21 protein-coding genes, 1 tRNA gene and 1 pseudogene are annotated in these 22,003 nt (G+C 67.3%); 11 read left to right on the top strand and 12 right to left on the bottom strand.

Annotation, left to right across the window (positions count from 1 at the left end; genetic code table 11):
* Nucleotides 1-5: 5 nt before the first annotated feature.
* Complete coding sequence (locus tag Q8M82_RS21440; protein ID WP_305693324.1) at nucleotides 6-1,871, bottom strand: TRAP transporter large permease; 1,866 nt, start codon at nucleotides 1,869-1,871, stop codon at nucleotides 6-8.
* A 79-nt stretch (nucleotides 1,872-1,950) separates the two neighbouring features.
* The gene (locus Q8M82_RS21435) at nucleotides 1,951-2,979 is read right to left on the bottom strand and encodes a TRAP transporter substrate-binding protein (RefSeq protein WP_305693323.1); all 1,029 of its coding nucleotides are present in this window, start codon (nucleotides 2,977-2,979) and stop codon (nucleotides 1,951-1,953) included.
* Nucleotides 2,980-3,286: 307 nt separating this feature from the next.
* On the opposite strand from Q8M82_RS21435, the gene Q8M82_RS21430 reads away from it, so the two are divergent.
* A complete protein-coding gene (locus tag Q8M82_RS21430) occupies nucleotides 3,287-4,318 on the top strand; it encodes a LacI family DNA-binding transcriptional regulator (protein WP_305693322.1) in 1,032 nt (343 codons plus the stop codon).
* A 24-nt stretch (nucleotides 4,319-4,342) separates the two neighbouring features.
* On the opposite strand, the gene Q8M82_RS21425 is transcribed toward Q8M82_RS21430, so the two are convergent.
* Nucleotides 4,343-5,077 (bottom strand): proteasome-type protease, encoded by a 735-nt coding sequence (locus Q8M82_RS21425; protein ID WP_305693321.1) that lies wholly within the window; start codon nucleotides 5,075-5,077, stop codon nucleotides 4,343-4,345.
* Between the two features lie 236 nt (nucleotides 5,078-5,313).
* Here Q8M82_RS21425 and Q8M82_RS21420 point away from each other — a divergent pair, with 236 nt between their 5' ends.
* Together Q8M82_RS21420 and Q8M82_RS21415 are read left to right on the top strand one after the other, a co-directional pair.
* The gene (locus Q8M82_RS21420; RefSeq protein ID WP_305693320.1) at nucleotides 5,314-5,949 is read left to right on the top strand and encodes a hypothetical protein; all 636 of its coding nucleotides are present in this window, start codon (nucleotides 5,314-5,316) and stop codon (nucleotides 5,947-5,949) included.
* A 355-nt stretch (nucleotides 5,950-6,304) separates the two neighbouring features.
* Nucleotides 6,305-7,534: a sensor domain-containing phosphodiesterase gene (locus Q8M82_RS21415; protein ID WP_305693319.1), complete on the top strand. Its 1,230-nt coding sequence runs from the start codon at nucleotides 6,305-6,307 to the stop codon at nucleotides 7,532-7,534.
* 132 nt (nucleotides 7,535-7,666) lie between these two features.
* Here the strand turns inward: Q8M82_RS21415 and Q8M82_RS21410 are convergent, their stop codons facing one another.
* Nucleotides 7,667-8,602 carry a LysR family transcriptional regulator gene (locus Q8M82_RS21410; protein WP_305693318.1) on the bottom strand — a complete coding sequence of 312 codons (936 nt, stop codon included), beginning with the start codon at nucleotides 8,600-8,602 and terminating at the stop codon, nucleotides 7,667-7,669.
* A gap of 160 nt (nucleotides 8,603-8,762) precedes the next feature.
* On the opposite strand from Q8M82_RS21410, the gene Q8M82_RS21405 reads away from it, so the two are divergent.
* Genes Q8M82_RS21405 through Q8M82_RS21390 form a run of 4 tightly spaced genes read left to right on the top strand, consistent with a single transcriptional unit; the run spans nucleotide 8,763 to nucleotide 12,509 of the window.
* Nucleotides 8,763-9,767 carry a Bug family tripartite tricarboxylate transporter substrate binding protein gene (locus Q8M82_RS21405; RefSeq protein ID WP_305693317.1) on the top strand — a complete coding sequence of 335 codons (1,005 nt, stop codon included), beginning with the start codon at nucleotides 8,763-8,765 and terminating at the stop codon, nucleotides 9,765-9,767.
* 49 nt (nucleotides 9,768-9,816) lie between these two features.
* Nucleotides 9,817-10,269 (top strand): tripartite tricarboxylate transporter TctB family protein, encoded by a 453-nt coding sequence (locus Q8M82_RS21400; RefSeq protein WP_305693316.1) that lies wholly within the window; start codon nucleotides 9,817-9,819, stop codon nucleotides 10,267-10,269.
* 26 nt (nucleotides 10,270-10,295) lie between these two features.
* Nucleotides 10,296-11,789: a tripartite tricarboxylate transporter permease gene (locus tag Q8M82_RS21395; RefSeq protein WP_305693315.1), complete on the top strand. Its 1,494-nt coding sequence runs from the start codon at nucleotides 10,296-10,298 to the stop codon at nucleotides 11,787-11,789.
* A gap of 21 nt (nucleotides 11,790-11,810) precedes the next feature.
* Nucleotides 11,811-12,509 carry a substrate-binding domain-containing protein gene (locus Q8M82_RS21390; protein WP_305693314.1) on the top strand — a complete coding sequence of 233 codons (699 nt, stop codon included), beginning with the start codon at nucleotides 11,811-11,813 and terminating at the stop codon, nucleotides 12,507-12,509.
* A gap of 168 nt (nucleotides 12,510-12,677) precedes the next feature.
* On the opposite strand, the gene Q8M82_RS21385 is transcribed toward Q8M82_RS21390, so the two are convergent.
* From Q8M82_RS21385 to dctP, 4 genes are read right to left on the bottom strand one after another with little or no spacing between them, the layout of a single operon-like run.
* Nucleotides 12,678-13,118 carry a type II 3-dehydroquinate dehydratase gene (locus Q8M82_RS21385; RefSeq protein WP_305693313.1) on the bottom strand — a complete coding sequence of 147 codons (441 nt, stop codon included), beginning with the start codon at nucleotides 13,116-13,118 and terminating at the stop codon, nucleotides 12,678-12,680.
* A gap of 35 nt (nucleotides 13,119-13,153) precedes the next feature.
* Complete coding sequence (locus tag Q8M82_RS21380; RefSeq protein WP_305693312.1) at nucleotides 13,154-14,449, bottom strand: TRAP transporter large permease; 1,296 nt, start codon at nucleotides 14,447-14,449, stop codon at nucleotides 13,154-13,156.
* Entirely contained in the window at nucleotides 14,446-14,964 is a 519-nt protein-coding gene (locus Q8M82_RS21375; RefSeq protein ID WP_305693311.1) for a TRAP transporter small permease, read from the bottom strand. The genes Q8M82_RS21380 and Q8M82_RS21375 overlap by 4 nt, the downstream gene beginning before the upstream one ends.
* Before the next feature lie 36 nt (nucleotides 14,965-15,000).
* A complete protein-coding gene (gene dctP / locus Q8M82_RS21370; RefSeq protein ID WP_305693310.1) occupies nucleotides 15,001-15,990 on the bottom strand; it encodes a TRAP transporter substrate-binding protein DctP in 990 nt (329 codons plus the stop codon).
* A 197-nt stretch (nucleotides 15,991-16,187) separates the two neighbouring features.
* Between dctP and Q8M82_RS21365 the strand changes: the two genes are divergently transcribed.
* The gene (locus Q8M82_RS21365) at nucleotides 16,188-16,859 is read left to right on the top strand and encodes a GntR family transcriptional regulator (protein WP_305693309.1); all 672 of its coding nucleotides are present in this window, start codon (nucleotides 16,188-16,190) and stop codon (nucleotides 16,857-16,859) included.
* 133 nt (nucleotides 16,860-16,992) lie between these two features.
* Here Q8M82_RS21365 and Q8M82_RS21360 read toward each other — a convergent pair.
* A tRNA-Val gene (locus Q8M82_RS21360) sits at nucleotides 16,993-17,067 on the bottom strand.
* Nucleotides 17,068-17,221: 154 nt separating this feature from the next.
* Nucleotides 17,222-17,581, bottom strand: a complete 360-nt coding sequence (gene cpdR / locus Q8M82_RS21355; RefSeq protein ID WP_038363805.1) for a cell cycle two-component system response regulator CpdR — start codon at nucleotides 17,579-17,581, stop codon at nucleotides 17,222-17,224.
* Between the two features lie 261 nt (nucleotides 17,582-17,842).
* On the opposite strand from cpdR, the gene Q8M82_RS21350 reads away from it, so the two are divergent.
* Nucleotides 17,843-18,763 (top strand): N-formylglutamate amidohydrolase, encoded by a 921-nt coding sequence (locus tag Q8M82_RS21350; RefSeq protein ID WP_305693308.1) that lies wholly within the window; start codon nucleotides 17,843-17,845, stop codon nucleotides 18,761-18,763.
* A gap of 337 nt (nucleotides 18,764-19,100) precedes the next feature.
* Complete coding sequence (gene hisN / locus Q8M82_RS21345) at nucleotides 19,101-19,883, top strand: histidinol-phosphatase (protein WP_305693307.1); 783 nt, start codon at nucleotides 19,101-19,103, stop codon at nucleotides 19,881-19,883.
* Here the strand turns inward: hisN and Q8M82_RS21340 are convergent.
* A complete protein-coding gene (locus tag Q8M82_RS21340; RefSeq protein WP_305693306.1) occupies nucleotides 19,788-20,855 on the bottom strand; it encodes an alpha/beta hydrolase in 1,068 nt (355 codons plus the stop codon). The two genes, hisN and Q8M82_RS21340, sit on opposite strands and share 96 nt — an antisense overlap.
* 210 nt (nucleotides 20,856-21,065) lie before the next feature.
* Here Q8M82_RS21340 and Q8M82_RS21335 point away from each other — a divergent pair, with 210 nt between their 5' ends.
* Nucleotides 21,066-21,539 (top strand): Hsp20 family protein, encoded by a 474-nt coding sequence (locus Q8M82_RS21335; protein WP_305693305.1) that lies wholly within the window; start codon nucleotides 21,066-21,068, stop codon nucleotides 21,537-21,539.
* A 108-nt stretch (nucleotides 21,540-21,647) separates the two neighbouring features.
* Here Q8M82_RS21335 and Q8M82_RS21330 read toward each other — a convergent pair.
* Nucleotides 21,648-22,003: pseudogene (locus Q8M82_RS21330) on the bottom strand (hypothetical protein); the annotation flags it as partial.

The raw sequence follows: 22,003 nt of genomic DNA, 5'->3' as shown, positions 1-22,003 counted from the left end.
GACGATCAGGGGCCGAGCCAGCGCAGCGGCGCCAGCGTCAGCGAGGGCACATAGGTCACCAGCATCAGCACGGTCACCAGCGCCAGGATGAAGGGCAGGATCGCCCGGAAGACGTCGACCACATTGGCGCGACCGACGCGGGCGGTGGTGAAGACCAGCACGCCGAGCGGCGGCGTCAGCGCGCCGATGACGAGGTTCATGACGAGGACGATGCCGAACTGCACGGGGTCGACGCCCGCTGCGACCACGAGCGGCACCAGGATCGGGACGAGGATCACCATCGCCGCGATCATCTCCATGAACAGCCCGACGACGAGAAGGAGCAGGTTGATCAGCAGAAGGAGGATCACGGGGCTGTCGATATAGGCGCTCATCGCGGCGGCGATCTTCTGCGGCACCTGTTCGGCCGCCAGCACCCAGGCGAAGGGCGAGGCTGCAGCGATGATGACGACGATCGACACGGTGTCGAAGGTCGATTCGCGCACGGCCTCGTAGAAGCCGTGGCCGCTGAGGCAGCGATAGAAGAACAGGCCGCAGAGGATGGCGTAGACCAGCGCGATCGCGCCGGCCTCGGTGGCGGTAAAGACGCCGAAGCGGACGCCACCGACGATCAGCAGCGGCAGCAGCAGCGCCGGGATGGCCGTGCCCAGAGCCCGCCCGCGCGCGCGCCAGGAGGCCGGGGCGATATCGCCGCCATAGCCCTTCACCCGCGAGACGATGTAGACCACGACGATCAGCGAAGCCGCCGCCATCAGCCCCGGGATGATGGTGGCGACGAAGAGCGCGCCGACCGAGACGGAGGCCAGCGCCGCATAGATGATCAGGCCGAGGCTGGGCGGGATGAGGTTGGCCAGCGTCGAGGAGGCGCTGGTCAGGGCGCAGCTGAAGGCGCGGTGATAGCCGTGCTTCTCCATCTCCGGCACCATCAGCTTGGCGATGGCGGAGGCATCGGCGGTGGAGGAGCCGGAGACGCCGGCGAGCAGCGTGTTGGTGACAACATTGGCCTGCCCGAGCCCGCCGCGGAAATGCCCGACGAGGCTCGTCGCCAGCGCCACCAGCCGGGTGGTGATGCCGCCGACATTCATCACGGCGGCCGCCATGATGAAGAACGGGATCGCGAGCAGTGTGAAGGAGTTCAGCGAGGACGCCATGTTCTGCGGCACGATGACCAGCATGATGTCGCCCAGCGGCGCGAAGGCGGCAAACGCGCCGAAGGCGAGAGCAAAGGCGATCGGCACCTCGAACAGCACGAGCAGCCCCGCCACCAGCATCAGCGCGGTCGGGCTGCCGGCCTCCTGCCAGACCAGCGCCGCGCCATGGCGCACCGCGAGATAGACCGCGCCGCCCGCCACGACCGACAGCAGGCCCGAGAGCTGCGGCAAGCCCCCCGCCGGGCGGATCAGATAGACGAGGTTCAACGCGCCGCCGACCGCGATGGCGATGAACAGATAGGAGAGCGGCCACTGCATCGCCGGCGAGACCTGGATGGCGCGCCCGGCAAAGTCGATGCCGTGGACGATCATCATGATGCTGGTGGCGGCGATCATCGCCGCGACGAAGCCGGCATGGAGGCGCTGCAGCGGCGCCGGCAGGTAGCGGCTGACGAGGTCGATCGCGATATGGGCGTGGCGGCCGACGGCGAGCGCCATGCCCAGGAACACCGCCCAGGTGAAGAGCCAGATCGAGACCTCTTCCGGCCAGGGCAGGGCGGCATCCAGAACGTAGCGGCAGAACACCTGCAGCACCGCGACCGACGCCGAGCCGAGCATCAGCGCCACGCAGAGCGCCTCGAAGGCGCGGTCGAAGCCGAGCAGGAAGCGGGCGGACGCGCCTGTCGCAGCAGGAGTCATCGTCTGGGTGTGTTCAGCCATGTCAGGTGATCGCTCGAAACCGCAGGAAGACGCACCGGGCCTTGGGCGAGAGCCGGTGCGAGGCGTTGCAGGGCCGACCTCAGGCCAGCTTGCGGATCTTGTCGATCATCGCCTTGGTTTCGGGACTCTTGGAGCCGAACTGATCGAAGAGCGGCGCCGTCATCTCGGCCCACTTCGCCCGCTCGGCCTCGCTGACCCGATTGACCTTGCAGCCGAGCTTCTCGAGATCGGCCAGCGCCTTGTCGGCATTGGCGCGGTTCGTCGCGCGCTGTTCGGCGAAGACCTCCTTGGCGGAGGCGCGCACCATGTCGCGCAGATCGGCGGGCAGGCTGTCCAGCCAGCGCGCATTGACGCGCACGGCCTTCGGCAGGAACCAGTGCGCGGTCGGGGTGACCTCCTTCGCCTGCTCGTGCCATTTGAAGCCGAGGATCGAGAAATAGTCGGAATCGAGCCCGTCGATGACGCCGGTCGAAAGCGCCGAATACTGCTCCGAATAGGGCAGCGGGGTCGGGTTGGCGCCGAGCGTCTTCCAGAAATCGACCCAGATCCGCAGTTCCGGTACGCGGATCTTCAGGCCCTTCAGCGTCTCCAGCGAATTGACCGGCCGCTTCGAGAGGATGTGGCGGAAGCCGGTCTCGCCATAGGCGACGAACTCCACGCCCGTCTTCTTGCGGGCGATATCGGAGACCTCCTGGCCGAGCGGGCCCTGGAGCACGCGGTCGACATGGGCCTCGTCCTTGTAGATGAAGCCCGGCGCGCCGCCGAAGGCGGCGATTTCCGGCGCGATCGCCTCCTCGCTGTCGGGGCCTGCGGTGGTGACCTGGATGGTGCCGATGCGGCTGCCCTCGAGCGCCTGCGCCAGCCCGCCGAGCTGGGCGGCGGGGAAGTGCTGCGCATCGATGCGCCCGCCGCTGCGCTCCTTCAGGATGCCCGTCCACTTCTCGAAGCCGAGCGTGATCGGCGTGCCGATTCCCTCGGTGTGGGCGATGCGGCAGGTGAATTTCTGCTGGGCGCGTGCCGATGTCAGCACGGCGGGGGCGGCGATCGCCGCGAGACCGAGCCGGCCCAGGGTGCGGCGTGTGAACATGCCATCCGACGATGAAGCCATGGTGTTTCCTCTCCCGTTCTGTGTGGCCGGCATGCTCCGGCCTTGATGGGGCGTATGCCCGCCCCGGGCTGGTTTTTGCGTCTGCCCTTGCGTCGCGCCGCAAGGTCGCGAACATTCATCCGGGCCTCGCTGTCGCCATGGGCGGCGAGGCCCGACCCGCTCCTTCTGACCTGGACGCTATGCGCAATCGTTGGCACTGTAAACTGCTTGCTTCCAGGGGGCTTCATCGTGCTTTATGCCATCATCTGCGCAATCGATTGCGCGAGATAGCATTCGCCCCGACGCATGTTCCGACGAGGCTTGGCCGATGAAGCGCCCTCCCACCATGAAGGACATCGCGGCCGAGCTGGAGCTGTCCGTCTCGACGGTCGCCCGTTCGCTGGCGGACTCGCCGCGGATCAGCCGGGAGACGCGGGCGCGGGTGATGGCGGCGGCCGAGAGGCTCGGCTATGTCGTCGACCTCGCGGCGCGGGCCATGCGCAGCGGCACGAGCTCGATCATCGGGCTGATCGTCCCAGACATCCGCAACGACTTCTATTCGACGGCGGCCAAGGCCATCGCCGATTGCTGCCAGGAGCGGGGGCATCAGCTGGTGCTCGCGGTCACCGACGACGATCCCAAGCTGGAGCTCGAGCATCTGCGCAATCTGCGCTCGGCCCGGGCGCTGGGTTTCATCATCATTCCCAGCGTCACGCCCGCACCGGAGACGCTGCGCCTGATGCGGGCGACGCCGCATGTCCAGTTCGTGCGCCACTGCGCCAAGGTGGATTCGGACTGGTTCGGTATCGAAGATGACGAGGCGATGCGGCTGGCGGCCCGCCATCTGATTGATCTCGGCCACCGGCGCATCGCCTATATCGGCTCGACGGTCGCGATCTCGACGGGGCGGGACCGTCTGGAGGGCTTCCGCCGGACCCTGCAGGAGGCCGGCATCGCCATCGACGACAGGCTGGTCAAGGCGGGCAGCTGCGACACCGAGTTCGGCTTCGCGGCGATGCAGGCGATCCTGGCCGAGCCGCAGCGGCCGACCGCTGTCGTCACCGCCGGCGCCCGGATGAGCATCGGCGCCTATGATTGCGCGCGGGCTGCGGGTGTCGCCATCCCGTCGGAGCTCTCCTTCGTCGGCTTCAGCGACAGCCCGACGCTGCGCTGGTGCGGCAACGGCCTGACCACCATCGCCCTGCCAGTGCGCGAACTGGCGACGGCCTCGACGGATTTCCTGTTCCGCAAGGCGGCGTCGGACGGGCAAAGCGAGCGGCCCTGCCGCGTCATGCTGAAGCCCAGCCTGCTCCAGCGCGGCTCGACGGCGGTGCCGCAGCGGGTGCCGGAACCCGCCTGACGGCCCCCACGGGGAGGGCGGGCGTCAGAAGCGCGGTTCGGGCAGACTTGCCACCAGTCGGCTCAGGCCGTCGCTGTAGCGCTCGCGCAGATCCGACCAGTAGGGATGCTGGGCGGTGAATTTGGCGAGTTGCCCGGCCATCAGGCTGTCGGCTTCGTAGCGCAGCAGGTCGATCGGCGGGGCGACCGAGAGGTTGCTGCGGATGGTGGCGTCGAAGGAGAGCAAAGCGAGCTTGGCCGCCTCGTCGAGCCCGCTGCGCATGGTCAGGGCACGGTCGAGGATCGGCTTGCCGTATTTGGTTTCGCCGAGTTGCAGGAATGGGTTGCGGCTGGAAGCTTCGACGAAATTCCCGGCCGAATAGACCTGGAACAGGCGGTGGCGATCCCCTGAGACCTGTCCGCCGATGAGGAAGCTTGCGCTGGGATCGCCATAGGGCTCGACGAAGCTGCGGTTGAGCCGCATCACCTCGCGCAGCACAAGGCCGACGATCTGTGCGACGTCGAACAGGCTGCGGGCGGCGAGGATGTCGCCCTCGGGACCCGCTGTACCGCCCTGTCCCGCGCTCTGTCGGATCATGCTGATCACCGCCTGGGTCGTGGCGAGGTTGCCGGCCGACAGGATGGCGACGACGCGGTCGCCCGGCTTCTCGAACAGCGCAAGCTTCTTGACGGTCGAAATCTGGTCGACGCCCGCGCTGGTGCGGGAATCGGAGGCCAGCACGAGGCCCGTCGGCAGCCAGATGCCGAGGCAGTAGGTCATGGTCGCGTCTCCCCCCTGCAGTGAGCGGCGACTATGGCACGCCGACACGACCGATGTGACGCCGCACCCGCTCGCGATGCGGTCGACGCCGCTGCGTCGGGGGAACTCCCCGATCGCGACGCGCTGCCCATCCATCCGGCGCGACGAGGTTGACGCCCGTCGGTAACCAAGCGGGCCCGGCGCGCGAAGTCTGTGTCAGCGCATGTTCCCGCAGACCCGATGGGTGGAGACCGATGATGACCATGGCGGCCGAAGCGAAACCCGCAACCCTCAGCAACCGGACGGTGGTCCATCTGTTCGCCGGCGGCCTGGCAGGCCTCCTGGTCTGGGAAATCTGGGCCCGCGTGCTGACCAGGGCCGTACTGGGCTATCCGCTCGAGCCCGCGGGTCTGATCGACGCCATCGCCCAGCATCGGCTCGGCCTGTCGGTGCCCTATCTGATCCGCGAAGCTTTGCATTACGGCGTCGGCATCATCGGCTATCCGGTCGCCTATTTCGTGATCTCGCGCTTCGTGCCGCGTTGGCCGGTCGTGCTCGACGCCATCGTCCTCGTGACTTTCAGCGCCGGAATAGCCGGCCTGATCGCGGCCGGAACCTTCGCGCCGATCCATTTCATCTTCTGGACGGCGGTGATCGGGCTGATCGCAACGCGGCTGATCAACAGCAGCCCACTGATCGCGGATGCGATCAGCTGGGGCAATTTTACGTGGTTCAACGCGCTCGGCCTGATGGCGCCGGTCGGCGGGCTGTCCTTCTACCTGCTCGGGGAGGGAGGCGAGCTCTCCTATATGAGCTTCGTCGGCCACGTCATCTATGGTGCGGTTGCGGTGTGGCTGTTCGAGCGTCTCGAAGCCGGGACTGGTCGACGCTGAGGCGACGCGCCGGGCGGCCGCCGCGGGACCAAGCCGGAGCCGCGTCACGGGCCGGACAAAGAAACCCTGCGAAGCGCGAGGCTCGCAAGGTTTCGACAATGGTGGGCGCGCAGCGGACTGCTCCCCACCTTTACGTCCCTTTAGGTGACCCCGGTGCAGTGTCGGCTAGAGCATGCTGATTTCACTCGGAAACAGACCGTCATTCCGGACAAGCGGCGAAGCCGCGCCGATCCGGGATCCATCGTAAGGCACTGGAGCCCTCCGATGGATCCCGGGGCATGCCCGGGATGACGGCGGTGGTTCCGAGAAAACTCAGCACGCTGCAGTTCGCATGTCCCACGGACGAGAGGTGCAGATGTCGATCCTTGCCTGCCTTGCAAACGGCCCAGAAACGGCGAGCCGTTCTGACGGCTTCATGATCGACCGCGTGCTTCAGTCGGTGCGCCAGCATCTGGGCATGGAGGTCGCCTATGTGTCGGAATTCGTACGCAATGAATCGGTTTTCCGGGCCGTGGATGCTCCCGGCCTGGAAGCGCTGATCAAGCCGGGCGATTCACGGTCGCTCGACGATGTCTATTGCCTCCACATCCTCGCGGGCCGTTTGCCGGAGTTGATCCCCGATACCTCGGCTATCCCCTTTGCCGCGGCCATGCCGATCACGCAGGCCGTCCCGATCGGCGCCCATGTCAGCGTGCCTTTGACGCTGTCTGACGGCTCCGTCTTCGGCATGTTCTGTTGTCTGAGCCCGCATGCCAATCATTCGCTGAATGGTCGCGACCTGCAGGTCATGCGCGCATTCGCGGACATCACTGCCCAGCATATCGACGAAGATCGGCGCAGCAGCCGCGATCGCGATGCCCGGCACGCCCGGATCGCCCAGATCATCGACGATCGTGCCTTCGACATCCATGTCCAACCGATCTGGGATTTCGCCAGCGATCGTGCCGTCGGCTTCGAGTGCCTCGCGCGCTTCTCTCAACAGCCCCGGCGATCGCCGGACAAGTGGTTCGCCGAAGCCGCTGAGGTCGGCCTCGGCGTGCCCTTGGAACTCGCGGCGATCGAGGCGGCTCTGGATCATGCCAGGCGTTTGCCGAGCCACATCTACCTGACGATCAATGCCTCCGCAGAGGCGGTGATGGCGGCGGCATTCGGCGACATCGTCGGCCGGCTCGATCCGAATCGCCTGGTGATCGAGGTCACGGAACATGGCCTGGTGCATGACTACGAAGGACTGTTGGCCAAGCTCGATGGCTTTCGAAGTCAGGGCGTCCGCCTCGCGGTCGACGATGCGGGGGCCGGCTATTCGGGCCTGCAGCACATCGTTCGCCTGAAGCCCGACATCATCAAGCTCGATATGTCGCTCACGCGGAATGTGGATGGCGATCCGGCCCGACGGGCGCTCGCCAGCGCGCTGATCTTCTATGCTCGCGAGACGGGCTGCCAGATCCTCGCCGAGGGGATCGAGCGCGATGCCGAGCTGCAGACCCTGAAGCTGCTGGGCGTCAGCAAGGGTCAGGGCTACTGGCTCGGTCGGCCGGTGCCGATCGACACCGCCGTGTCGGAACTGGCATCGGCTGCCGCCTAGATGCGGCGGCCAAGGCTTGGCCTCGCCAGAGCGGCTGACGCTTTCGTGAAGTGGTGATCCGACGAGCGACGGCCACCATCGACAGCCACGGACGCCGACATCGTTGAACGGCTGACCTTCTGCGTCGATCGGTCAGGTGTGGTGAGCTGCGAAGGCAGCGACGAAATCGTCGAGGAGCCTGCGGGCCGCGTTGCCCAGCATGCGCGACTGGCGTCGGCACAGGCACATGCGCGTATCGGTCCGCTCCGCGCCGATGATCTCGATCAGGACGAGCCCCTGCTCGCCCGGCGCATCGCCGACCGTCAGTTCGGGGACGATCGCGATGCCGAGCCCGGCGAGCGCATAGGCCTTCAGCGCGGCGATCGAGTTCGCGGTGAACTGCGGCTGCACGCCGAGCAGCGCCTCCGGCGCCAGCGTGTTGAACGCCGCGCGGCTGGAATAGCTCGGCGGCAGCGCGGCGAAGGGTTGCGCCAGCACCTCCGCGACCGAGATCGCGCGGCGCTGCGCCAGAGGATGGTCGGGGCTGACGATCGCGACGATACGGTTGGCGCGCTCGGCGACGATCTCGATCTCGGGGTGGCGCGGAACGGTCAGGATCAGGGCGAAATCGGCGCTTTCGTCGATCAAGGCGCGCTCAGCCTGCCGCCCGGCCCCGACATGGAGCTCGATCTTCACATTCGGATGCTGAATCGCCATCCGCGCCACATGCGGCATCAGAAAATGTTCGACCAGCGCCTGGGAGGCATAGATCCGCACAAGCCCCCGGCCCATCTCGTCGACATCGCCGATGTCGCTGGCGAGGCGGTCCATGCGGGCGAGGATCTGGCGCGCCGCGTCCGTCACCAGCTGGCCGGCGTCGGTTGGACGCATTCCGCGCGAATGCCGCTCGAACAGCGGCACGCCGAGATCATGCTCGAGCTGCGCGATTTTCCGGCTGAGCGAGGACGCGGTCATGTTGACGATCTGCGCGGCCCCCACGGTCGAGCCGCATTCGGCGATCAGCACGACATGCCTGAGCACTTCGAGCGGGAGGCGGGGCAGTGCCCCGACGATCCTGGACCGGCCCATCGCAGCGACCACCAGAGTTTGCTTTGCAGGATGCGCAAAGCTGACGACAGCATTGCGTGATTGTCAAACCGCTGCGCCCGACACAGATTTGCCGGCAGAGAGACATGCTTGCCGCTTGCACGGCTGGAACCGAACGAAATCTCTCAGGGGAGAAGACGCTATGAAAACCGTTCCGCAGAATGCGGTTCTGTCGCGCCGTGGCGCGGTCGGGCTCGCCGCCCTGTTCGCTTTCGGCATCGCAACCAGTGGGCCGGCTCTTGCCCAGGGTAAGCAGCCGTCAGGGCCGATCGACATCTCCGTCGGCGCCAGCCCCGGCGGATCGCCCGATGTGATCATGCGCTTCGTCGCCAAGATCATCGGCGAGGCGGGGATCACCAAGGTCCCTGTCGTCATCCAGAACCGCCCCGGCGGCGCGGGCTCCGTCAGCTACAACTACGTCGTCGGGCGTCCGGGCGACGAGAACCTGGTGCTGACGTTGAACCAGTCCAGCTTCACCACGCCGATGATGCAGGGCACGCCGTCGATCATCGACCGTGTCGTCCCGGTGGCGGACTTCATCCAATCAGACCTCGTTTTCCTGGTGCAGCCCAACGCGCCCTTCAACTCGCTGGGCGATTTCATGGCCGCCGCCAAGGCCAAGCCGCGCGGGATCCGCATCGCCGGAGCGCTGGCAGGCGGAACCGACCATCTTGCAACGGCCCTGCTGATGAAGGCCGGCGGCGTCCAACTCACCTATGTGCCCTTCGACGGCGGCTCGGTCGCGATCTCGACCTTCCTCGGCGGCAATGTCGAAGGCGTTTTCGCGACGCTCGAGGAAGGCGTCCCGCTCATCACGAGCGGTAAGGCCAAACCGCTGGTCGTGCTCGCCGCCACGCGCCGCACCGAGCCGGAATACAAGGACGTGCCGACGGCCAAGGAGCAGGGCTTCGACATCGTCTTCGGGCAGTCATGGGGCATAGCGCTGCCGCCGAACACGGATCCGCAGGTCGCTGTATGGTGGGATGACGTCATGCGCAAGGTTGTCGCCACCGATGCCTGGAAGAACTCGGTGAAGGCGAAGATGCAGTCGAGCGAATATTACGGGCTCGATCGCATCAAGCAGCGCCATGGCGAACTGGCCAAGCTCTACGGCGACCTGATGCGCGATGTCGGCCTCGCCAAATGAGGCGGCAGGCGGGGCGGAAAGCGCGGCAGGCCGGCGGATGGAGCGGCGCGTGAACCGCTTTGCGCATGCCGCTCCGGGCCTGACGATGCTCGGCCTCGCGGCCCTGATGGTCGCGGGCACCTGGGGAATGGGGTTCTGGGACGGCTTCACCGCCGGGCCGGCCTTCTTCCCGACGCTGATCGCCATCTCAGGAGCGATCCTGGCCGTTCTGCTCGTCGTCCAGGCAACGAGCGGCCAGGTCGAGGCGATCGACTGGCCGCCGCCGCCGATCATGCGGCGTCTCGGCCTCGTGCTCGCCGCGATCGTCGGATTCCCCGTCCTTTCGCCGGTGCTCGGGATGATTCCGGCCGTCGGCGCGGTTCTGGCCTTCGTAACCGTTGTCGCCCTGCGACAGCCGGTCGCGAATAGCCTGATCGCCGTCGCCGTCACGACCGGCCTTGCCTATCTGATCTTCGTCCGCTGGCTCGGGATGGCGCTGCCGCGCGGCGTTCTCGGCTTCTAGCTCCCACCGTCAGGACCTACGCCATCATGGAAAGCCTGGACCTGCTCTGGCAGGGTTTCTCCGTCGCCACGACGCCGCGCAATCTCGGCTTTCTGGTGATCGGCGTCGTCCTCGGCCAGATCATCGGCGCGCTGCCCGGCATTGGCCCGGCGGCAGGCATGGCGCTGCTGCTGCCCTTTACCTACGGCATGGAGCCGGTGTCAGGCGTCATCATGCTCGCCGGCATCATGTATGGCGGCATGTATGGCGGCACGCTGACATCGGTGCTGGTCAATGTGCCCGGCGAATCCTCCAGCCTGCTGACGGCGATCGATGGACACCAACTGGCGCGCAAGGGCCGTGCCGGCGCGGCGCTCAGCGTGGCTGCGCTGGGCTCGTTCTTCGCCGGCATCGTTTCGGCGATCGCGCTCGTCTTCGTCGCGCCGGCGCTGAGCGCGTTTGCCCTGCGTTTCTCCTCGCCGGAGTATTTCCTGCTCGCCGCGCTCGGCATCACCGCGACGGCGAGCCTCGGCGGCGTCTCTCCCGTCAAGGCGCTGCTGGCGGCGACGCTGGGACTGATGATCTCGCAGATCGGCGTCGATCCGATCGTCGGCATGCCGCGCCTGACATTCGGCCAGCCCCAGTTGCTGGAGGGGGTCGAGTTCCTGCCCGTGGCGATCGGCATTTTCGGCATCGCCGAGGTGCTGTCGTCCCTCGAGCGGCTCGACGGCATGCAGACGATCCGCACGCGCCTGCGCGACATGTGGCTGACCGGGCAGGAATGGGCCGACAGCCGTGTTGCGATCTTGCGCGGCACGGTGGTCGGCTTCGTCGTCGGCACCATGCCGGGCGCGGGGCCGACCATCGCCTCGATGATGGCCTATGTCGTCGAGCGCAAGCTCAGCGCCAAGCCCGAGCGCTTCGGGCATGGCGCGATCGATGGCGTCGCGGCCGCCGAATCCGCCAACAACGCGGCGGCACAGGGCGCACTCGCACCGATGCTCGCGCTCGGCATTCCCGGCTCGTCGAGCACGGCCGTGCTGCTGGCAGCGCTCATCCTGTTCGGCATTCGGCCCGGCCCCGGCCTGATGACGGAGCAGCCCGACCTGGTCTGGGGTCTGATGGCCAGCATGTTCATCGGCAATGTCGTGCTGCTCGTGATCAACCTGCCGCTCGCGCCGCTCTTCGCCTCGCTGCTGCGCGTGCCGTACGGCTATCTGGCGCCCGGCATTCTGGCGATTTCGCTGCTTGGTGCCTGGTCCAGCACGCAGAGCATGTTCCCGGTGGCCATAGCGCTGCTGTTCGGGGTCGTCGGCTGGCTGATGATGAAGCTCGACATCCCGCGCGCGCCGCTGGTGCTGGCGCTCGTCCTCGCCCCGCTGCTCGAAACCTCGCTGCGCCAATCGCTGCTGCTCTCGCTGGGAAGCCCGATGATTTTCGTCGAGCGGCCGATCTCGGCGATCCTGCTCGCGCTCTTCATCGCTTCCCTCGTCTGGCCGCTGATCGTCGCGCTGCGCCGACGCCGGGCTGCGACCGTCTGACCAAAGCACAGGAACAGACCCGTGAGCACAATCTCCCTGCTGAGCGGCGGCGCGGCCGAGGGCCTCGTCAAGGCGCTGGCGCCGGCCTTCGAGACGCAAATGGGCGCGAGTGTCAGCGCTCACTTCGGCGCTGTCGGCGCGATGCGCGAGAAACTCCTGGCCGGCGCGCCGACCGACATCGTCATCCTGACGCGCAGCATGGTCGACGCGCTGGCGCGGGACGGGCTGGTCGTGGCCGAGAGCATCGCCGACATCGGATCCGTACCGACAGCCGTCGCGATCCGCCGAGGCGACGCCAGACCCGACGTCACGACCGCGCCAGCGCTGGCCCTGGCGCTGCGCGACGCGGCGGAAATCTACGTGCCCGATCTCGAACGATCCACCGCCGGCATCCATTTCGCCGGCCTGCTCGCAAGGCTCGGCCTCGCCGACAGCGTGGCGCGCGCGCTTCGCCCCCATCCCAACGGCACGGCGGCGATGGCGGCGCTCGCCGCCTCGTCAACGCCGGGCGCGCTGGGCTGCACCCAGGCGACCGAGATCATCGCTCAGCCTGGTGTGGAGTTGGTCGGTCTCATGCCCGACGATCTTGCGCTCTCGACGCTCTATTCCGCCGCGCTCTGCGTGAGCGCGACGAACAGCGACCCGGCAAAGACCTTCATGACCCAGTTGTCAGGCCCAGCGGCCGGAGCGCTGCGACGGTCGCTGGGCTTTTCGTCCTGATCGATATCGGCCCGACGAATGACCGGCGATTCGATGGAGGCGCAGTGCGCCAATTCCTGAGATCGGGGCTTTGCTCAATCGGCATGCTGCATCCCTCTCCAGGAGGTGCCCACATGTCCCGGTCCCTGCCGGATCACGGTCGCTTCAAGGTGTGGACTCCGCTGCGGCTCAGGGAGCGGAATCGATGAGGTCGCGAGCCGCGGCGACGGCGACCGCGTAGCCGCGTGGGCCCAGGCCGGCGATCACGGCCGTGGCCACCAGCGAGACAAAGGAGCGGTGGTAGATCGGCTCGCGGCGGTGAATATTGGTGATGTGGAGTTCGATGATCGGGCCCGGGAACATCTTCAGCGCGTCCAGGATCGCCATCGAGGTGAAGGTGAAGGCGGCAGGATTGATCACGATGGCGCCGCCGTTGTCGATCGCCTCGTGGATCCAGTCGATCAGCTCGTACTCCCGATTCGACTGGCGAAACACCAGCGGCCCGTGGCCGGCTGCCTCGCGGCACATCGCCTCGACCTCGGCAAGCGTCGTGCTGCCGTAGAGATGCGGCTCGCGCGTGCCGAGGCGGTTGAGATTCGGGCCGTTGAGGACGTAGATCGGCTTGGTCACGGGTCACCTGTGAGAACTTGAAAGCGCATCGCCGTTCAGCCCGGATAGCCCATGAGGCGGGGGAGCCAGAGGACGAGGCCCGGGAAGAAGGTGATCACCGCGAGTGCGCCTATCATCGCGACGAGGAACGGCATGCATTCGCGCACGATCTCCCGCAGCGGCACGCCGGTGATGGTGTTCATGATGAACAGCAGCAGCCCATAGGGCGGCGTGATCAGCCCCAGCATGATGTTGACCACCACGACGACGCCGAAATGCACCATGTCGATGCCGAGCGCCTTGGCGGTCGGGATGAACACGGGCACCACGATCAGCAGGATGGCGGTGCCTTCCAGCAGGCATCCGAGGACCAGCAGGATGGCGTTGACCAGCAGCAGGAAACCGATCGGCGTGAGGTTCCAGCCCGACAGCAGGACCTTCAGGCTCTCGGGGATGTTCTCGATCGTGACCACGTAGTTGAAAACGAGCGCACCCGCGATCAGCATGCCGATCGCAGCCGTGGTGCGGGCGCTGTAGGCGAGCGAGGTGTAGAAGGAGCGCAGCGAGACGCTGCGGTAAAGCAGGACGGAGACGCCCAGCGCATAGGCTGCGGCGACGGCGGCAGCTTCGGTCGGCGTCGTGGCGCCGCCATAGATGCCGCCGAGCAGCACGACCGGCATCAGCAGCGCCGGAAGGGCGCGCCAGGTGATGCCCGGCAGCTCGCGCAGCCGGATCGGCGGCTCTACGGGGAAGTTCCGCGCCTTCGCCGTATAGCCGACGATCCCCATCTGGACACCGGCCATCAGCAGGCCGGGGATGACGCCACCCAGGAAGAGGAAGCCGATCGAGGCGTCCGAGACGAGGGCGTAAAGGACCATCGGAATAGATGGCGGGATGATCGGGCCGACGACCGCCGTCGCAGCCGTCAGCGCCGCAGCGAAACTCGCCGGGTACCGGCCGTCCTTGGTCATCATCGCCTGCATCATGCGACCGGTGCCGGCCGCGTCCGCGATGGCCGATCCCGACATGCCGGCAAAGATCAGGCTCTGAACGACGTTGACCTGGGCCAGCCCCCCGCGGAAGCGCCCGACCAGCGCGTCGCAGAAGCGCAGCAAGCGCTCCGTCATCGAGCCGATGTTCATCAGTTCGGCAGCCAGAATGAACAGTGGCACGGCGAGGATGACGTAGTTGGTGTACATGCCGTTGAGCAATTGCTCGGCGGCGATGCTGAGGTCCTGGCCGGCGAGCAGGAGGTAGAAGATCGAGCCCGCGATCATCGCATGGCCGATCGGCAGGCCGAGCAGAGACAGCGTAACGATCGCCAGAATGCAGAGCGAAAAGGGGCTCGTCATATCCCCGAGCCGGCCTTGGTGGGATCGAAGGCTTCGGGCGCACGGCCGCGCAGAGCCTGCCAGCCGAGCCAGAGATAGCGGGCGATCGCCGCGACGGCGAAGGCAAGGTAGATCGAATAGACCCAGTTGAACGGCAGTTTGAGATAGGCGGTCCGCTCGACCTTCATGAAGGTGACGTAGTCCGCCATCGCCGGCAGGGAGAGGGTGTAGAGAACGACGAGTGCGGTGGCGGTGATGAGGGCCATGATGCGGCGCGTCCGAGGGCCCGCCGAGCCATAGAGGATGTCGAAGCGGATTTCGTCGCTCTCGCGCGTGACGAAGGCGGCCCCGAACAGGACGATCCAGAGCCAGAGGATGACGCTGATCTCATGCGTCCAGCCGATCGGGAGGTTGAGCAGGTAGCGGAAGACGATCTGGAGGATGAACACGGCGAACATCGCGCCGAGCATCGCCACCAGTACATTCTCCGCTCGACGGGCCAGCCACCCGCCGAGCGCTGTCAGACGATCCGTCAAGATTGCCGCCCTCCGCCGTCCCGCCCCGGCCGAGCCTCAGAGCGCGTTGATCCTGTCGACCATGCCGGGCTTCCAGCTCTTGGCGAGGTCGGAGGCGAGATACTTCTTCTGGGCAAAGTCGCGGAAGGCGGCGACATCGGGCACATAGACCTCGAGACCCTGCTTCTTGAAGAAGTCGACGAGCTCGTTCTCCTTGTCGAGATGCGTCTTGGCGCTCCAGTCCATCGCGGCGTCGGCGGCGGCCTGGAAGGCTGCCTGCTTCTGCGGGGACATCGCCTTCCAGACCCGGTCGGTGACGCAGAGCAGATCGAAGCCCACGAGATGCGAGGTCAGCACGATCTGCGAGGAGACCTCGTAGAACTTCATGTTCTGGACGTTGGGCAGAGGGTTGTCCTGTCCGTCGATCGCGCCGCTCTGGAGGCCGGTGTAGACCTCGGCATAGGCCATCGGCGTCGGGTTGGCGCCGAGGGACTGGCCGAGGAACTGCCAGGCGTCGCCGCCGGGCATGCGCAGCTTGATGCCGGCCATGTCGGCGGGCGTCGTGATCTTCTTCTTGGGCTTCAGCCCGACCTGGCGGGCGCCGAAATAGGTCGGCCCCAGGATCTTGATGTTGAGCTTGTCCTCGGCGACCTTCTTCAGCTCGGCCCCGACCTCGCTGGCGAAGACCTTCTTGAGATGGTCGGCGTCGCGGAAGAGATAGGCCGACGTTACGATCGACCATTCGGGAATCTGGTTCGAGATGTCCTGCGGCGCGATGTTCCCCATTTCGAGGTTGTTGCGCTGCATGGCGACCAACTCGGTGCCCTGCTTGAAGAGGTTGCCGCCGTAATAGGGCTGGAGCGTGAAGTCATCTTTGATGGCCTCGCCGAAGCGCTTCATCATCTCGGCGCGGATGTCCTGCTCGGAGAACACCGCCGAGAAGCGCAGATTGGGCTTGGCCTGGGCGAAGGCGCCGCCTCCGAAGCCGGCCGTGGCGAGAGCCGCGCCGCCGGCCAGCAAGGCCCGCCTGTCGATCGAATGAGCCATGAGAAACCTCCCCTGAGAGCGGATTGTCGCGCCGCCTTATGGTCCGCACTATCGCCAAGGCAGATGCAGGACGCAACATCGATTTCTCGTTTCACATGAGATTTTCGATTTTGCCATATGGATTGTTCTGGTCGGCCAATCGGCTATGATGGCTGCGCTGCATCGCTTTGCCGCGGCGCACCCAGCAGGGCCACCTCATGCTCAGCCTCACGCCCCAGCCGCTTTCCGTCGGTGAAACCGCCTATCGTCGCATCCGTGCCGACATCATCTTCGGCCGGCTGGCCCCGGGCCAGAAGCTGAAGCTCGACATCCTGCGCGAGCGCTATGAGGCCAGCGTGAGCACGCTGCGCGAGCTGCTGAGCCGTCTGGCGTCAGAGGGCCTGATCGAGGCGGAAGGCCAGAAGGGCTTCGTGGTCACGCCCGTCTCGGCGACCAATCTGCGGGAGATCGCCGCGATGCGGCTTTTGCTCGAAGGCCACGCGCTGGCCCAGTCCTTCGCCGCCGGGGACATGGAATGGGAGGGGCGCGTGGTCGCCGCCCATCACAAGCTCGCCTTGATGGAGCGCCGGATGCTGGCGCGCGATCGCGACGATCCCGAACTCTGGAAGCGCTATGACTGGGAATTCCACCACGCCCTGATCTCCGCCTGCGGATCACAGGTGCTGCTGGAGACCCATGGCGCGATCTACGACAAGTATCTGCGCTACCAGATGGTCGCCGTCGTCTTCCGGGGCGAGATCGCCGCCGAGGAGCACGAGGCATTGCTCGACTGCGCGCTCCGGCGCGATACCAAAGGTGCCGTCACCGTGCTGACGCGCCATGTCGATGGCTGTGTCGAGCACACACTCGCGGGCGAGCTTTTGGCCTGACGTTCAGTTGAGCCGCAGCATGTCGCGGCGCATGTTTGGCACTTTGATCAGAGAGGTCGAGTTCGACCGCGCAGCGCCCAAACCAAAAACCCCGGAAACCGCTTTTGTGAAGCGATGTCCGGGGCCTGGAAAATGGTGGGCGCGACAGGGATCGAACCTGTGACCCCTACGATGTCAACGTAGTGCTCTCCCGCTGAGCTACGCGCCCGTCTGCCGCGTCGGGAAATCGTCGCGGCGGCCGGAACAGGTCCCGCCGTTGCCGGGCGACCATGTTGCGAGGTGTGCGGCTATAGCCGCTCGCTTCGAGGCTGGCAAGGCGCTTTGTGGAGAAAGCCTCGCGCGCCCCTTCGGCGCCCGCGGCCTCAGGCGGCCAGGAGCTTTTCGACCTCGTTCACCAGCTCGCGCAGGTGGAAGGGCTTGGAGAGCACCTTGGCATCCTTGGGCGTCTGCGAATCGGGATTCAGCGCCACGGCCGCGAAGCCGGTGATGAACATCACCTTGATGTCGGGGTCGAGCTCGGTGGCGCGGCGCGCCAGCTCGATGCCGTCCATCTCGGGCATGACGATGTCGGTCAGGAGCAGCTCGAACGGCTCCTCGCGCAGCCGGTTATAGGCCGAGAGCCCGTTGTCGAAGGAGGCCACGTCGTAGCCCGCATTCTGCAGGGCCTTGACCAGGAACCGGCGCATGTCGTTGTCGTCTTCGGCGAGGAGTATCTTCGTCATGGGCCTGATCTGTCCGTCCCGTAAGGCCTGTGTTCTGGTGCAGCGGAAGCCGGCGAGGCACCCCGGTCCCGTTCTCGTCTGGTTTTCGCGCCCCAACCCTGCGCGGCTGCGGCGGCAGGGTTATCGACCCGCCCCCGCAGTTGGAACCCACGGTTTCTATAAGGCATCAGCATGGTAAACAACGGGTGAATCCGAGGCCGATGCCGGCCCGGCGCGTGCAGCCCTTCAACCCCGCGGCGTTGTGTGCTTGTGTTCGGGCCGATGAGCGATCCCTTCGCCCCTTTTCCGCCCGGTCCCGACGACGTCGTCCGCGAGATCGAGCGGCCCTACACGCTGTACCAGCCGGCGCTGCACATCGTTCCGGTGGTGGTCGACGTGCCCCATGCGGGGCGGCGCTACCCGCGGTCCTTCGTCGAGCGGGCGCGGCTGCCGCTGCGCTCGCTGCGCCGCTCCGAGGACGCCTATGTCGACCGGCTCTTCGGCCGCAGCGTGGCACTGGGCGCGCCGCTTCTCGTCGCGGAGTTCCCGCGCGCCTATCTCGACGTCAACCGCGAGCCCTATGAGCTCGACCCGCGGATGTTCGAGGGGCGGCTGCCGCCCTTCGCCAATACCCGCTCGCTGCGGGTGGCGGGCGGGCTCGGCACGATTCCCCGGATCGTCGGCGACGCGCACGAGATCTATTTCGGGCGGATTCCTGTCGAGGAGGCGCTTTCGCGCATCGATGCGCTCTACCGGCCCTATCATGCCGGGCTGCGCGACCTCGTGCAGCGCACGCAGCGCGCGTTCGGCACCTGCATCCTCGTCGACGCGCATTCGATGCCCTCGACCGGGCTCGACCGCGACGGTCCGGCCAAGCCAGACATCATCTTGGGGGACCGTTTCGGCACCAGCGCGGCGGGCTACGTCACCGACATCGCGGAGGCCGCCTTCGCCCGCCTCGGGCTGCGCGTCACCCGTAACCGGCCCTATGCCGGCGGCTTCATCACCGAGCATTACGGCGCGCCGGCCACCGGCGTGCACACCCTGCAGATCGAGATCAACCGCGCCCTCTACATGGACGAGGCGACACTCCTGCCCCATGCCGCATTCGGCGAAGTGGAGCAGGCGATCACCGGGGCGATGGCGGAGTGTTTCGCGCGCTGGAGCGGCTGGCTCGACGCATTTCGCGAAGCGGCCGAGTAGGGCGCTCGGTCGGAGACGACGGTTGCCACCGCAACGAAAAAAAGGGCCGCACACTTGCGTGGCGGCCCAAGTCTAGGGAGGAAACGCCCAAGGAGGGCAACGAAGGCTTGAGGTCATCGCCCCTTCGCAGTGCACAATATGACGGTGCAGCGCAAAAAAGCAAGTGGCCTGACCAAAATTGTGCGAGTGCGAAGGGCGGATGGGGCATGCGCGGAACGCAGGGCAGAGAAGGTGGTAGCGGAACGTCTGGTCGCCGACTCTTGCCTTCCGGCGACCAGCCCGCCATCACGCGGATCGCGGCGGCGTGGCGCCTGCATCGGTCGCGCGGGGGAATGACATGAGTGCCGTCGATTTCGGGGCTTTCGTAGCGGACCTCGCGACCCAGTCGGGCCGGGCGATCCTGCCCTTCTTCCGGGCCCATCACGGGCTCGAGGACAAGTCGGGCGGTGGCGTCTTCGATCCCGTGACCGAGGCCGACCGGGCCGGCGAGACGGTGATGCGCCACATGATCCGGCGCCAGTTCCCGGCCCATGGCGTGCTTGGCGAGGAGTTCGGCAGCGAGAACACCGAGGCTGAGTATGTCTGGGTTCTCGATCCGATCGATGGCACCCGGGCCTTCATCTCCGGCATCCCGGTCTGGGGTACGCTGATCGGGCTGACGCGCGGCGGTGAGCCGGTCTACGGCATGATGCATCAGCCCTTCACGGGCGAGCGCTATTCCGGCGATGGCGGCGAGGCACGCTACGAGGGGCCGGGCGGCCCGCGCATCCTGCGCACGCGCCAGGTCCAGAGCCTCGCCGGCGCGACGCTGATGACGACCTCGCCTGCCCTGTTCAAGGACGGGGAGGCGCAGGTCTATGGCCGCGTCGAGGGCGCGGTGCGCCTCGCCCGCTATGGTTGCGACTGCTACGCCTATTGCATGCTGGCCGCCGGCCATGTCGATCTCGTCATCGAGAGCGGGCTGAAGCCCTACGACATCGTCGCGCTGATCCCGATCATCGAGGGCGCGGGCGGCATCGTCACCTCATGGGACGGCGGTAGCGCCGCCGGGGGCGGGCGCATCCTCGCCGCCGCCAACAAGGCGCTGCATGAAGCCGCGCTGGCGCTGCTCGCCGGCTGAATCCGCGTCGCCGGCTGCCAGTTCGGCGTCCTCGCCCGGGACGAAGGCGTCGAAGGCGGCCCAGAACTGCGCCCGGATCGGATCGCTCTCATTCAGGATCTCGTGGCGCGCCTCGCGCAGGACCAGCGCCTGGCCGGTTTTCAGCCGCGCGGCGAAGCGCTCGATCGCCGGGGTCGAGACGACGCGGTCGCGTCCGGCGGCGATGACCAGGGTCGGCACCCGGACCTCGCGGGCGGCATGGGGCGCGGCGAGCCGCGCCATCAGGCGAAAGGCGGTCCGGACCCAGGCGATGGTCGGATCGCCGATGCTGAGATGGCGTGCCGCCGCCGAGAGTGTGCTGTTGCGGGCATAGCGGACCGGGTCGCTGGTCAGGCGGTTGCCCTCGAAGGGCTTGGTGGCGATGGCCGTGTCGCCGCCGCCGGGCACGAAGCTCTTGCCGAAACCGAGCCAGAACAGCGCGCCCGCCAGGCGGCTCGCCCGGCCCGGCTTCTCGATGATGGTCAGCTCCAGCATCGGCGCGAGCGCGACGAGCCGGGCGACGGGCAGCCGGTCGTGGCGCGCGGCGTCGAGGCACAAGGCCGCGCCCATCGAATGGGCGAGGGCGAAATAGGGGCCGGGCAGGCGCTCCCGCATCTGCGCGGCCGCCAGAGCGAGATCGGCCTCGTAATGGCGCAGCCGGCCGACATGGCCCTTGCGCTCACGGCTGACGAAGCGCTGCGAGCCGCCCTGGCCGCGCCAGTCGAAGGCCAGCACGTGGAAGCCGCGGCGGCGCAGTTCGGCAATCGTTTCGCCATAGCGCTCGATGAATTCGGCCCGGCCCTGCACGAGGAGGATGGTGCCGCGCACCGGCTTCACCGTCGGGCGCCAGCGCGCGAAACGCAGCTGCGCCCCGTCGCGGGTACGGGCGGTCCAAGCCCGGCCATGTCCCGGCATGGGATAGTCGGGATGGGCGAAGAGTTCGGCATCGGCCATGGCGGCTTCCCGGCGGCTGGCGCGATCCCGGCGGTGACGCAGCCCTGATCCGCCCGCACCGCTTATGCCCGTCCGGGAGGGCTCTTGAAAAGCCGAAAACGCTATCCCAGATCAGCTCTGCGCAGGCCGGAACGGCTGCGCGATCCCAGACCGGGCCCGCGCTCATGACGAGGCGGGCCGGACACGAACGTCGCTTCTTTGGAGGACATCATGCGTCAATTCGATCTTTCCCCGCTCTACCGCTCGACCGTCGGCTTCGACCGCCTCTTCTCGCTGCTCGACCAGGTCGGCAGCGCCGAGTCGGCCCCGAGCTACCCGCCCTACAACATCGAGCGCACGGCCGAGAACGCCTACCGCATCACCATCGCGGTGGCAGGCTTCGGCGAATCCGACCTCTCGATCGAGAGCAAGGAGAACGCGCTGACGGTGCGCGGCGAGAAGCAGGCCAACGACAATGGCGAGAAGCGCGAGATCCTGCATCAGGGCATCGCCGCGCGCGCCTTCGAGCGCCGCTTCCAGCTCGCCGATTATGTGCATGTGACCGGCGCGAGCCTCGAGAACGGGCTGCTCCACATCGATCTCGTGCGTGAGATCCCCGAGGCGAAGAAGCCGCGCCAGATCGCGATCGGCACCGGCGGCGCCAAGGTGATCGAAGCCAAGGTCGATACCGCCAAGGCCGCCTGAACAGGTCGCCTAGGGCCGTGCGTTCGGCAGGGCGCCTCCGGGAAACCGGAGGCGCCCTTTTCGTTGCGGTCGAGGCCGGTGACCAGGGCTGAAGCCGTCGCCCCTTCTTCAGTCCATCGGCACGACAGGCACTGCAGGGGTCTCAGGCCGGGGCTGGGACGAGGTCGAATCCTGCGGCTGGACGGGCGGGAGCTGCGCCGGGATGCCGGGGTTCTCGGATCGGGCGAGCGGCGGCGTGCGCTCACCGGCTTCGCTGCCGCGCACATCGGTGGGGTTGACGAGGCGGGGCTTCTCCGCGCCGGTGGCCGGGTCGGCCGCGCCCGGTGTCGGGGCGGCGGGAGCAGCGGGGGAAGGCGGCATGCCGGTCGCAGGCGCTGCGGCTTCGGCCGGGGGCTTTGGAGCGGGCGGGGCCGGCTCGGTCCGTGGTGGCGCGGCCGAGGCGGGCGGGGTCTGCGTCGCCGGCG

Origin of the sequence: Allobosea sp. (assembly GCF_030694325.1) — a bacterium.
In the GTDB taxonomy this organism is placed as follows: domain Bacteria; phylum Pseudomonadota; class Alphaproteobacteria; order Rhizobiales; family Beijerinckiaceae; genus Allobosea.
This window is presented reverse-complemented; position numbering and strand designations above follow the sequence as displayed.

What these genes read in the sequence shown, in the direction of transcription:
- Q8M82_RS21440 (WP_305693324.1), bottom strand. Translation starts at nt 1,871, where the DNA reads ATGGCTGAACACACCCAGACGATGACTCCTGCTGCGACAGGCGCGTCC.
- Q8M82_RS21435 (WP_305693323.1), bottom strand. Translation starts at nt 2,979, where the DNA reads ATGGCTTCATCGTCGGATGGCATGTTCACACGCCGCACCCTGGGCCGG.
- Q8M82_RS21430 (WP_305693322.1), top strand. Translation starts at nt 3,287, where the DNA reads ATGAAGCGCCCTCCCACCATGAAGGACATCGCGGCCGAGCTGGAGCTG.
- Q8M82_RS21425 (WP_305693321.1), bottom strand. Translation starts at nt 5,077, where the DNA reads ATGACCTACTGCCTCGGCATCTGGCTGCCGACGGGCCTCGTGCTGGCC.
- Q8M82_RS21420 (WP_305693320.1), top strand. Translation starts at nt 5,314, where the DNA reads ATGACCATGGCGGCCGAAGCGAAACCCGCAACCCTCAGCAACCGGACG.
- Q8M82_RS21415 (WP_305693319.1), top strand. Translation starts at nt 6,305, where the DNA reads ATGTCGATCCTTGCCTGCCTTGCAAACGGCCCAGAAACGGCGAGCCGT.
- Q8M82_RS21410 (WP_305693318.1), bottom strand. Translation starts at nt 8,602, where the DNA reads ATGGGCCGGTCCAGGATCGTCGGGGCACTGCCCCGCCTCCCGCTCGAA.
- Q8M82_RS21405 (WP_305693317.1), top strand. Translation starts at nt 8,763, where the DNA reads ATGAAAACCGTTCCGCAGAATGCGGTTCTGTCGCGCCGTGGCGCGGTC.
- Q8M82_RS21395 (WP_305693315.1), top strand. Translation starts at nt 10,296, where the DNA reads ATGGAAAGCCTGGACCTGCTCTGGCAGGGTTTCTCCGTCGCCACGACG.
- Q8M82_RS21380 (WP_305693312.1), bottom strand. Translation starts at nt 14,449, where the DNA reads ATGACGAGCCCCTTTTCGCTCTGCATTCTGGCGATCGTTACGCTGTCT.
- dctP (WP_305693310.1), bottom strand. Translation starts at nt 15,990, where the DNA reads ATGGCTCATTCGATCGACAGGCGGGCCTTGCTGGCCGGCGGCGCGGCT.
- Q8M82_RS21365 (WP_305693309.1), top strand. Translation starts at nt 16,188, where the DNA reads ATGCTCAGCCTCACGCCCCAGCCGCTTTCCGTCGGTGAAACCGCCTAT.
- cpdR (WP_038363805.1), bottom strand. Translation starts at nt 17,581, where the DNA reads ATGACGAAGATACTCCTCGCCGAAGACGACAACGACATGCGCCGGTTC.
- Q8M82_RS21350 (WP_305693308.1), top strand. Translation starts at nt 17,843, where the DNA reads ATGAGCGATCCCTTCGCCCCTTTTCCGCCCGGTCCCGACGACGTCGTC.
- hisN (WP_305693307.1), top strand. Translation starts at nt 19,101, where the DNA reads ATGAGTGCCGTCGATTTCGGGGCTTTCGTAGCGGACCTCGCGACCCAG.
- Q8M82_RS21340 (WP_305693306.1), bottom strand. Translation starts at nt 20,855, where the DNA reads ATGGCCGATGCCGAACTCTTCGCCCATCCCGACTATCCCATGCCGGGA.
- Q8M82_RS21335 (WP_305693305.1), top strand. Translation starts at nt 21,066, where the DNA reads ATGCGTCAATTCGATCTTTCCCCGCTCTACCGCTCGACCGTCGGCTTC.